This window comes from Serratia marcescens (assembly GCF_029846115.1).
Classification (GTDB): Bacteria; Pseudomonadota; Gammaproteobacteria; order Enterobacterales; family Enterobacteriaceae; genus Serratia; species Serratia marcescens_L.
The window spans coordinates 3,897,326-3,908,372 of record NZ_JARVZZ010000001.1; the positions used below are offsets into that span (position 1 = coordinate 3,897,326).

10 protein-coding genes are annotated in these 11,047 nt (G+C 58.2%); 3 read left to right on the top strand and 7 right to left on the bottom strand.

Translation table 11 applies throughout. The features are described 5' to 3' along the window. Positions 1-139: 139 nt before the first annotated feature. Positions 140-586, bottom strand: coding sequence for a peptidoglycan-binding protein LysM (lysM, locus tag QDT79_RS18590; RefSeq protein WP_107226346.1), 447 nt, complete (start codon positions 584-586; stop codon positions 140-142). A gap of 228 nt (positions 587-814) precedes the next feature. On the opposite strand from lysM, the gene QDT79_RS18595 reads away from it, so the two are divergent. Both QDT79_RS18595 and QDT79_RS18600 read left to right on the top strand, forming a co-directional pair. Next, a complete protein-coding gene (locus QDT79_RS18595) occupies positions 815-1,006 on the top strand; it encodes a YdfD/YebW family protein (protein WP_004934567.1) in 192 nt (63 codons plus the stop codon). A gap of 123 nt (positions 1,007-1,129) precedes the next feature. Then, on the top strand, positions 1,130-1,354 hold the full coding sequence (locus QDT79_RS18600; protein ID WP_063990195.1) for a biofilm development regulator YmgB/AriR family protein: 225 nt from the start codon (positions 1,130-1,132) through the stop codon (positions 1,352-1,354). Positions 1,355-1,594: 240 nt separating this feature from the next. Here QDT79_RS18600 and ompC read toward each other — a convergent pair whose 3' ends face one another. From ompC to QDT79_RS18630, 6 genes are all read right to left on the bottom strand, one after another. Beyond that, positions 1,595-2,677, bottom strand: coding sequence for a porin OmpC (ompC, locus tag QDT79_RS18605; RefSeq protein WP_046687263.1), 1,083 nt, complete (start codon positions 2,675-2,677; stop codon positions 1,595-1,597). 568 nt (positions 2,678-3,245) lie between these two features. After that, entirely contained in the window at positions 3,246-4,229 is a 984-nt protein-coding gene (gene astE, locus QDT79_RS18610) for a succinylglutamate desuccinylase (RefSeq protein ID WP_063990196.1), read from the bottom strand. A gap of 10 nt (positions 4,230-4,239) precedes the next feature. After that, positions 4,240-5,580: an N-succinylarginine dihydrolase gene (gene astB, locus QDT79_RS18615; RefSeq protein ID WP_308316898.1), complete on the bottom strand. Its 1,341-nt coding sequence runs from the start codon at positions 5,578-5,580 to the stop codon at positions 4,240-4,242. A gap of 52 nt (positions 5,581-5,632) precedes the next feature. Then, positions 5,633-7,105, bottom strand: a complete 1,473-nt coding sequence (gene astD / locus QDT79_RS18620; RefSeq protein ID WP_308317190.1) for a succinylglutamate-semialdehyde dehydrogenase — start codon at positions 7,103-7,105, stop codon at positions 5,633-5,635. Then, positions 7,105-8,139, bottom strand: a complete 1,035-nt coding sequence (gene astA, locus QDT79_RS18625) for an arginine N-succinyltransferase (protein ID WP_130018752.1) — start codon at positions 8,137-8,139, stop codon at positions 7,105-7,107. The genes astD and astA overlap by 1 nt, the downstream gene beginning before the upstream one ends. 52 nt (positions 8,140-8,191) lie before the next feature. Next, positions 8,192-9,406 (bottom strand): aspartate aminotransferase family protein, encoded by a 1,215-nt coding sequence (locus QDT79_RS18630; protein ID WP_063990198.1) that lies wholly within the window; start codon positions 9,404-9,406, stop codon positions 8,192-8,194. Between the two features lie 665 nt (positions 9,407-10,071). Here QDT79_RS18630 and QDT79_RS18635 point away from each other — a divergent pair. Further along, positions 10,072-11,046, top strand: coding sequence for an alpha/beta hydrolase (locus tag QDT79_RS18635; RefSeq protein WP_308316899.1), 975 nt, complete (start codon positions 10,072-10,074; stop codon positions 11,044-11,046). The last annotated feature ends 1 nt before the right edge of the window (position 11,047 follow it).

An 11,047-nucleotide genomic window follows, 5' to 3' on the forward strand; every position in this document is an offset into this window, starting at 1 on the left:
AACACCGCCCCTGCCGGCGAGCGAGCAGGGACACAGGGGAGATGTAACTGGCATAGGGAGCGCAGGGAAATAAGAGACGCCTATTACAGAGGACAAAAAAAAAGCCCGGTACGTAACCGGGCTATGGCAGGCCAACGCGTTATTGCGGGATACGCAACACCTGCCCCGGATAAATCTTGTCCGGGCTCGACAGCATCGGCTTGTTGGCTTCGAAAATCTTGTTGTACAGATTGGCGTTGCCGTACATCTCTTTAGAGATCGCGCTCAGCGTATCGCCCTTCTTCACGGTATAGAAGCGGCTCTCGGCATCGGATTGCGCCACCGCCACCTTGTCTTCCACGCCGCTGATACCCGCCACGTTGCCAATCGCCACCAGAATCTTCTCTTTTAACTCCTGGCTGACGGCGTCGCCGGTCACTACGGCTTTACCATCGATCACCTGCACCTCGACTTTGTCGGTGCCCGGCAAGCCGCTCTTATCGAGATGCTCCTTGAGTTTGGCGCCTTGATCTTCGGCGGAGGCATTGCCGGTGACTGTGTCCCACAGTTTTTCTCCCGCTTCTTTGACGAAGTTAAACAAGCCCATATTCACTCCTTTTGATGGTTGCACTAATGCGTTTAAGTAAGGCTTGTTAAGCTTAGCATCGACAAAAGGATATGCCATCCGCTCACGGCGTCAGAAACGGTTAGAGTATTCCGAAAGTGTCGTCCGCGGCGTTTCAACGGTGATTAATCGTGCAATGATGCTGAAAAATCGCGCTTTTTTACCTACACTGTTGCAGACAAGGCAACTCGACGAAGGAGGCGTGCAACGATGTACGCATTGGTGATGTTTGTCTGTTATCTGGATGGTGGCTGCAGTGAAATGGTGGTCGACATATTGCGTGACGAGCCGCAATGCCTGGTCGCGATGAAGGAACAGAACTTGCGACACGCCGGCTGTTATCCCATGGAAGAGTTTATCGACGGTTTCTGGTTGCCAGCCAGCGAATATTCGGATTTTTAATTCCCTCCCCGCGCGATGCTGAGGAATTTCTGATTTCCTCGGAAACTTCGTCTTCCTCCGAGGCATAAGGCCGCTGTTTTGCTAAATTGCGTCTCCCGAAGAAGAGAGAGGCAGAGAAAGGTCATGCCAGCATCGGCTCATTCCAACGAGCAATATGAAACTCTGCTGCGCGACGTCAGCCTGGCGTTAGGCGACGCAGTGTTGCAGTTAATCCAAAACCATAAAAAAGTATCCGGTGGCAATATTCTTTCACAGCTGGTGAACGAAATAGAGCGTGAGCAGGATCAGCAACGTTTCGCCGCGCTGCGTTCCGCCATTGAGCTGGTCGGGTTGGCGCCCAAAAGCTGAGATCCCGATAAAACAAAGGCGGGACCTGCGTCCTGCCTGAGGTTAATGACAAACCTGATGGCATTGCCAGGTTTAGCGAAGAGAACATTTAAAAAAGAAAAATCAATTCATTGATTTTCGGCGGCTCACCACAAAGAAGGAAAAAACACGCTTTCCCTCCTTTGTCAGCAAGCTAAGGCAGGGCTTACGCCCTGCCTGATTACCAATCCCGACACAGGATGAAGGTAATGAAATTGCCGCTTAGAAGCGATACGTCAAGCTGACGGCAACGATATCATCGTTGGCCAGTTTCAGTTTGTTATCGTCGCTCAGCTGGTTGATTTGATAATCGACGTAGGTGTACATATTTTTGTTGAAGTAGTAAGTCGCCCCCACTTCCACGTATTTCACCAGGTCGGCATCACCGATCCCTTCGATATCCTTGCCTTTGGACTGCACGTAGGCCACGGAAGGACGCAGGCCGTTCTCGAATTGATACTGGGCCACAACTTCGAAGTTTTGCGTTTTATTGGCGAAGCCGGAAGTGCCATTGACGCTGATCGGCGTCATGTTACGGGTTTCGGCATACATCGCAGCCAGGTAAACCTGGTTGGCGTCGTATTTCACCGCGGTGGTCCAGGCAGTGGCGCTGTCGCCCTTACCATACTGCAGCTCTTTCTGCTTGCTGGTGCGGTTGGAGTCAGAGAACGCCGCCGCTACGCCGATGCCGGAACCGCCGATGTCCTGGTAGTCCAGAGACAGGCCGTAACCGTCGCCGTTTTGCTTGGTCACGCTGCGGCCGTCGCCGTCGTTTTTACCCTGGTACTGCACCGCCAGGTTCAGGCCTTCCACCAAGCCGAAGAAATCACGGTTACGGTAGGTGGCCAAACCGTTGGAACGGGCGGTCATAAAGTTATCGGTATAGCTGTAGGAGTCGCCGCCGAACTCCGGCAGCATGTCGGTGTAAGCCTCGGCATCATAGACCACACCGTAGTTACGGCCGTAGTCGAAAGAACCGTAGTTGCCGAACTTCAGCCCCGCGAAGCCCAGACGCGTTTTGGTGCCGGCGGTGCCCTGCGCTTCGTCGTGATTGGCCTGGACGTTATATTCCCACTGGCCGTAACCGGTCAACTGGTCATTGATTTGCGTTTCGCCTTTGAAGCCCAGACGAACATAGGTCATATCGCCGTCGTTGGATTTACTGTCGCTGAAATAATGCTTGGCGTTAACACGGCCGTACAGGTCGAGTTTATTGCCATCCTTATTGTAGATTTCAGCCGCGTTGGCGAAGGAGGTGATCGCCCCGAGGGCGACAGCTAAGGCTAATACACTGCGTTTCATCATTTATTTTCCTAGATATTATAATTAGAACCCTGCCCGTCACGCCCAATTTATAATTTGGGCTGTGATTTTATCTTTTGGTATTTTATGAGCTCCCCTAATGCGGGGGTGATGTGACATTAGCATCATGAATCAAAACTTAAAATCAAAAAGTTCATGAAACAACGAGGAGAAAGCATGTTTATTTGTAACCAAATATTACAAAAAAGAAATCACCCAACCCATTGAATATAAGAATATTTTATCACATAAGTTATAACCAAAATGGTGCATCGCACCAAAATAGTGCATTTGGGTTTCGTTTTGCGTGCTTTCTGCGCGATTCAAAAGTAACAACAAAATTAGCATGGTTATTAAAAACGTTACTTATTTCACATTTTTATCTTAACAAACTCACCAGGCAATTAAGGCCTTCAGCTAATCATCTGACGCTGCCTTTTATTCATTCGCATAAATGAATATCTTCGGAACGAATAAAATTCGCCTTACTGCAATTAAAATAGCGGGAAATAGCAGAGTAAAATAATGAAGGGAATAACGGCGGCGCGCTGACGGCGCCGCCGTGGATAAATCAATACAGCGTAGAGCGGGAAACCTCGTTCAACAACATACCGGCGCGCAGGCCCAGCGCCACATTGGGGTTAGGGAACAGTATCCACGCCCCCTCTGGGCCAACGCGATAGTCCTCCTGAGGCTGCTCGCACAGCAACATGCCCGGCTTCAGTTCGGTAAAATTGGCCGTGTCATCATCCAGGTACAGCTTGAAATCTTCGCTGTGCTTGATCAACGAGTGCATCACGCGGAAAACTCGAATCTCGTCGCCCGCACGCGCCGGCAATGCCCCCTCGCTGACCGCCGCCCGCAGAGCGCGATCGATGGCGGCGAACTGCTGCAGATCGTTGCTGCCGAACGGCCGCGCTTTGCCCAGCTCGAGCGTACAGCTCGCCGCATTGAGATGTTCACTGGAGTAATGGCTAAAAGTCCCGCCCGGTGCGCTGTGCACCACCAGCGCATCCAAATCGGCGGCATCCAACAGCTTTAACATCGGCTCACTGTACGGGCGTTTCTGGAAGGGCAAAATGCCGAAGCGTGGCAACCGCGATTCACGGATGGCGGTGTGCAAATCGTAATGGAAGCGCGCCGCCTGTTCCCCATCGAAAAAGGCGGCAAGCGCACGCTCCAGCTGCTGCGCGCGCACGGTTTCGCCGCTGGCGGCGAAGTTGCGGTAGCGGCCGCCGAACATGCGGTTCATATCGCTGTGCAGATAACGCTTGCCGGCCCGCATCGCCGCCGGGTTGCCCAGCACCACCAACAGCCGCACCCTCAGCGGCAACCGGCCGGCCAGCAGATCACCGACCAACTGATTGAGCAGTTCGATCGGCGCGGTTTCGTTGCCGTGCACGCCCGCCGACATCACCATCGCCTGGCGGTAAGGCTGCCGCGGCGTGAGCTCCAGCACCCCTTCCCCCTGCCAGCGCCAGCGCAGCAATGGCGTTTCACCCTGCCATTCGACAGGTTCGTTCCCTTCCAGCGTCAGGGGCAGTAGATCGATCATGCCGCCTCCCTTAGCGTTGGAATGGATAGATGGAACCAAGTCCGAGGATCGACGTCAGCGAATCCAGCGCCTCGCGCCCTTCGCGCAGCAGCAGCGGATCGGCCAGGTCATCCTGCGTCAGGCGATCGCGGTAATGGCGATCGACCCACTCGTTCAACGTTGTGAACAGCCGATCGTTCATCATCACGCGCGGATTCACCGCCCGCAGCTCCTGCTCGTTAAGCGCCACCCGCAGCCGCAGGCAGGCCGGGCCGCCGCCGTTGCGCATGCTTTCGCGCAGGTCAAACACGCGGATTTCATCGATCGGGCCACCGCTGCCGACCATGTCGTTCAGATAACGCCACACGCCGGCGTGCTGGCGCGACTCTTCCGGCACCACGATCATCATCTTGCCGTTCGGCTTGGTAAGAATTTGGCTGTTGAACAGGTAGGTCGCCACCGCGTCCGCCACCGAGACGCGCTCCGTCGGCACTTCTATCGCCACCAGCTCGCTGTCCAGCGTCGCCATCTTGCGGCGCACTTCATCCAGCGCCTGTTGCTGGCGGTAAAACGCCTGCTGATGGTGGAACAGCACGTTCTGGTTGCTGACCGCAATCACGTCGTTATGGAACACGCCCTGATCGATCACCGCCGGGTTTTGCTGCACAAAGACCGTATGCTGCTCGTCCAACTGGTGCAGGCGAGCGATCGCCTCGCCGGCTTCGCGCGTCTGGCGCGCCGGATAACGCGCCGGTGCCGTTTCGCCGCCGAACTCCTGCCGACCGTAGACAAACACCTGCACGCTGCGCCTGGCGTAGTCGCCGCCCAAACGGTTGTGGTTGGCCGCCCCTTCGTCACCGAACAACGCCACCTGCGGCAGCGCCTCGTGGTGGGCGAAATGCCGATCGTCGCTGAACATCGCCCGCAATACGGCGGTGGTGGTTTCCGCTTCAATGGCGCGGTGGAATTTGTTATTCAGGTTGGCGGCGGTGAAATGCACCTTGCCGTCGGCGCTGTCCGCCGAGGGCGACACGGTGGCCGCATTGGCGGTCCACATGCACGACGCCGAGCTGAGCGCCGACAGCAGGCGCGGCGACTGACGCATCGCCTGTGCCAGCACCGCCTCATCGCTGCCGCTGAAGCCCAGGCGACGCAGCATCGGCAAATGCGGCCGTTCCTGCGGCGGCAATACCCCTTGCTGGAAACCGAGATCGGCCAGCGCCTTCATTTTCAGCAAGCCTTGTTTCGCCGCCAGCTTCGGGTTCGATACGCTGTTTTGATGCTGCGTCGACGCCTCGTTGCCGAACGACAGCCCGGCATAGTGGTGCGTCAGCCCCACCAAACCGTCGAAATTGACTTCATATCCTGACATGTTCATCCCCTGGGGATAGCGTGCGGCGGCGCCATCGCGCCGCCGCAGACGATTAACGGAACGACAAGCCCGGCGAGAGCGTCGCCGGCAGCGACAGGCTTTCGCTTTCCAGCGACGCCATCGGCCAGGCGCAATAGTCCGCCGCATAGAAGGCGCTTGGGCGATGGTTGCCGGAGGCGCCCACGCCACCAAACGGCGCCGCGCTGGACGCCCCGGTCAGCGGCTTATTCCAGTTGACGATGCCGGCGCGCGCTTCCAGCAGCAGTCGCTCGAACAGCTCGCGCTGCGGCGATACCAGCCCCACCGACAGGCCGTAGCGCGTCCGGTTGGCCAGCTGCAGCGCCTCGTCGAAATCGCGGTAACGCACGATGGTGGTCAACGGCCCGAAGTACTCTTCGTCCGGTACGCCGGCCACGCCGGTCAGATCGACGATGCCCGGGCTGAGCAGCGAGCTGCCCGGCTCCAGCAGGCGCAGGGTCAGCAGTGACTTGCCGCCCAGCGCCAGCAAGTGCTGCTGCGCTTTCAGCATGTTTTCCGCCGCGGCTGCCGACACCACCCCGCCCATGAACGGCTGCGGTTCGGCATCCCAGCGGCCGACCCGCAGTTCACCCGCCACCTGGACCAGACGCGCGATAAAGGCATCGCCTTCCGCCCCCTGCTTCACCAGAATGCGACGCGAACAGGTGCAGCGTTGGCCAGCGGAGATAAACGCCGATTGGATAGCCAGGTTGACCGCCGCATCGCGATCGTCGAAACCGTCGACGATCAGCGCATTGTTGCCGCCCATCTCCAGCGCCAGGATCTTTTCCGGCTGCCCGGCCAATTGGCGATGCAGGTGATAGCCGGTGCCGGCGCTGCCGGTGAACAGCAGGCCATCGATATCCGCACTGGCCGCCAGCGCTTCGCCGGTTTCGCGGCCGCCTTGCACCAGATTGATCACCCCGTCCGGCAGGCCGGCCTGCAGCCACAGCTTCAGGGTCTCCTCGGCGGTCAGCGGCGTCAGCTCGCTCGGTTTGAATACCACGCAGTTACCGGCCAACAGCGCCGGCACGATATGGCCGTTCGGCAGGTGGCCAGGGAAGTTGTAAGGCCCGAACACCGCCAGCACGCCGTGCGGGCGATGGCGCAGCACCGAAGCGCCGTCGGCCATCGCCGTCTGGCTAAAGCCGGTACGCGTCTGATAGGCCTGCAGCGAAATACCCACCTTGCCGATCATCGCCTGAATTTCGGTCAGCGTTTCCCAGCGCGGTTTGCCGGTTTCGCGGCTGATGTTTTCCGCCAGCGACTGCTTGTGTTCTTCCAGCAAAGCGGCGAAGCGTTTTACCAGCTGTTCGCGCTGCTCGAACGGCGTACGTGCCCAGGCCGGGAACGCGGCGCGTGCGGCCTCGCAGGCGGCGGCGACGTCGTCGGTATCGGCGGCGTTAGCGCGCCACAGCGGCTGGTTACCAACCGGATCGGCCTTGCCGAACTCGGCGCCGCGGCCTTGCCGCCAGACGCCGTTAATCAACAGTGCAGGATGGGACATCATGCTTTCTCCTGTGCAATAAGGGGGAGCACCCGCACCGGGCTGCCCTGCTCGACGCCCAGCGCCGCAGCGGTGGCGGCATTGAGATGCAGGCGGTCATCATACAGTTCGGCATTGACCAACAGTGCGCGGTAGTGCTGATAGTTGTCGTTGGCCACCAGATGCACCGGCGCATCGGCGCACATCGGCGTGTCATCCAGTACCACTTTCACCAGGCGGCTCTGCTTCACCGCGCGGATGTGGTCGATCTCGGCTTCCAGCGTCGGGCCGCCGTCGAAAATATCGACGTAGCCCTGATAGCTCAGGCCTTCCGCCTCAAGCAACCGGCGCGCCGGCAGGGTTTGCGGATGCACCTCGCCGATCACTTTCTGCGCGTCTTCGGCCAGGAAATCGACATATAGCGGGTGTTTCGGCATCAGCTCGGCGATAAACGCCTTTTGCCCGGTGCCGCTCAGGTAGTCCGCCTTGGCGAACTCGATGGAGAAGAAATGACGCCCGACGCTCTCCCAGAACGGCGATCGGCCGTTTTCATCGGAGAAACCGCGCATCTCGGCGATCAGGCGCCGGGAGAAACGCTCACGGAACGCGGCAATAAACAGGAAACGCACTTTCGACAGCAGCTTGCCGTTCTCGCCGTGACGATAATCCGGATCGAGGAACAGCGTGCACAGCTCCGAATGGCCGGTGTGGTCGTTGCTGAGGAACAGCGTCGGCACCGATTTATAGACGTTCAGCTGTTTGGAAGCGTGCACCTGCGTGCCGACGCGGAAACTGTACCAGGGTTCCGCCAGGCCGACGGCCACTTCGATCGCGCAGACCCCGACCACCTGACGGCGCTCGCTGTCTTCCAACACGAACAAATAACACTGGTCACTTTGCGGAAGTTCGCCTTGCCAGGTTTTTAACGCCCGCTCAATGCGTGCCGACAGGGTATCTTCATTTTGCGGCAGTGAAGTGAGACCGATGCCGGATTTACCGGCCAGCGTCAATAAATCCGCCAGATCGCGACGCTCTATAGGGCGAATAATCATCATAATGCGAACCTCTTCTGAATCAGGCTGCGCCGGTGAAGGCGCAGCCCGCTGATTAGCTGCAAATGCGCGCCACGGCGCGCGCGAATCGCGCCAGCCCCTCTTTCACATCCTGCTCAGGGATGATCAGCGACGGCGTGAAACGCACCACGTCCGGACCGGCGATCAGCGCGATAACGCCTTCTTCGTTCGCCAGTTGGGTGATCTGCTTCGCTTTGCCGGCATAGTCTTTCGTCAATTGGCAGCCGATCAGCAAACCGCCGCCGCGGATCTCGGCGAAGATCGGGTACTGGCGGTTGATGTCGTTCAATCCGTCGATAAACCACTGGTGACGCTGTTTGACGCCTTCCAGCACTTCCGGGGTGTTGATGATGGAGAACACTTCCCCCGCCACCGCCGTCGCCAGTGGGTTGCCGCCGTAGGTAGTGCCATGGGTGCCGACGCCCAGCGTTTTCGCCAGCGCATCGGTGGTCAGCATGGCACCGATAGGGAAGCCGCCGCCCAGCGCTTTGGCGGTGGTCAGCACGTCCGGCACCACGCCGTACTGCATGTAGGCATACAGATGGCCGGTGCGGCCGACGCCGGTTTGCACTTCATCGAAGATCAGCAGCGCATTATGACGATCGCACAGCTCACGCAGCCCCTGCAGGAAACTGGCTTCCGCCGGCAGCACGCCGCCTTCGCCCTGGATCGGCTCGACGATCACCGCACAGGTGCGATCGTTGATAAGCTCGGCCGCCGCGGCCAGATCGTTATACGGCGTATGGGTGATCCCGCCCGGCAGCGGCGCAAAATCCTGCGAATATTTTGGCTGGCCGCCGGCGGACACGGTAAACAGCGTGCGGCCGTGGAACGCGTTGTTGAACGCCACAATCTGATCTTTACCGGCGCCGTGCTGGTCGTGCGCATGTTTGCGCGCCAGTTTCAGCGCCGCTTCGTTGGCTTCAGCGCCCGAGTTACAGAAGAACACCTTGTCGGCGAAGGTGGCGTCGATCAGCTTTTTAGCCAGGCGCAGCACCGGTTCGTTGGTATAGCCATTGCCCAGATGCCACAGTTTGCCCGCCTGCTCCACCAGCGCCGCCTTGACCGCCGGGTGCGCATGCCCCAACGCGTTAACCGCGATGCCGCCGGCGAAATCGATGTAAGACTTACCCTGCTGATCCCACACCTGCGAGCCTTCTCCCCGCACCAGAATAAAATCGGCAGGGGCATAAACCGGGACCATCCAGTCATCGAAAGACTGGCGGGTAACTGCGATTGGCTGTTCCATAGTGACCTCATAATCTCAGCAAAGGCTGAATTTTGACTGTAAGGGCCGTTCAAGCCCGGTTAGGCCGCCACAATGCAAAAAAACCGTTGTTCAAAACCGACTTTTGCGGCGGAGAAAATGCTGTCCCTTACCGCTGATTTAGAAACAAATCTGTTACATAAAATCGGTTTTTCACTATTTATGGCGTATATCCGGTCCCTGAGCGGGAAGTAAATGTTAACGAGCAGTTAAAATACATGTCGTTTGATAAAGAGTGTAGAGCAGCTATCGTGCCAAAACGGGATTTTTGCCGGATTTTGCCATTTTTTTCGTTAAAACAACGGCTTATAATGAATATTTATTCATTTTCTATGCATTGGTAATGCATAAATTAAAAAATAAGGCCTAAAATCATCATTGCGCGCGAAATCCTATTCAATTACGAAAAACTTCAGGATTTCTGATCGGGCTCGCAAAAAAAATTTCACTCCATTTGCTCGCTATCACACTTTTTGCCCCTATCGGGTGCAGCGGTGCGCCAGAAAGGTGCAACGCGGCAGCGACGCAGAGATCTCCCCCGCCATGCTCTCGAAAAAGGACCGCGCTAACCGCGGCTCCTGCTTTGTGCGCCAGCGACTACACTGTGATCCTGACCGCCCCTTCTCTTCTGCGCACAAGGAGTTACCATGTCCAAGAAAACCGTCGATCTCAGCCAGCCGCACGCCCAGCACGACATCCGCGCGTTTCTCGACGCGCTGAATGCCGGCGGCGGTAAACCCATGGAGCAGATGAAGCCCAAAGAAGCGCGCCGGGTTTTGGAGGACGCGCAACGCAGCGTCGAGGTGCCGCTGCGCGAGGTCGAGATCAGCGAGAAGAGCATTCACGTAGAAGGTCAGGATATTCTGCTGCAGCTGGTGCGGCCGGCCAGGGTCAAAGAGGCGCTGCCGGTATTCATGTTCTTCCACGGCGGTGGCTGGGTGCTGGGCGATTTTCCCACCCATGAACGGTTGGTGCGCGATCTGGTGCACAGTTCAGGCGCGGCGGCGGTGTTCGTCAACTATCCCCGCTCACCGGAGGTGCGCTACCCTGAGGCGATCAATCTGGCTTACGCCGCCACCGAATGGGTGGCCGAGTACGGCGAGAAGATCAACGTCGATGGTTCACGGCTGGCAGTGGTCGGCAACAGCGCCGGCGGCAATATGGCGGCGGTGGTCAGCCTGATGGCCAAAGAGAAAGGCATACCGGTGCTGCGTTGCCAGATCCTGCTGTGGCCCGTCACCCGCGCCCAGTTTGATACCGACTCCTATCATCAGTTCGCCGAAGGCCATTTCCTGACCCGCAACATGATGAAGTGGTTTTGGGACAGCTACGCGCCCGATAAGGCGCAGCGCAAAGACATCTACGCTTCGCCGCTCAACGCCACGCCGGAACAGCTGCGGGGTTTGCCGCCGGCGCTGGTGCAAACCGCCGAGCTGGACGTGCTGCGCGATGAGGGCGAAGCCTACGCGCGTCTGCTCGATGCCGCCGGCGTCGAGGTCACCGCCACCCGCTATAACGGGCTGATCCACGACTACGGCCTGTTGAATCCGCTCGCCCACGTCCCGGCGGTGCATTCGGCGATCCATCAGGCCGGACGCGCGTTGAAGCATTACCTGTCCTGAC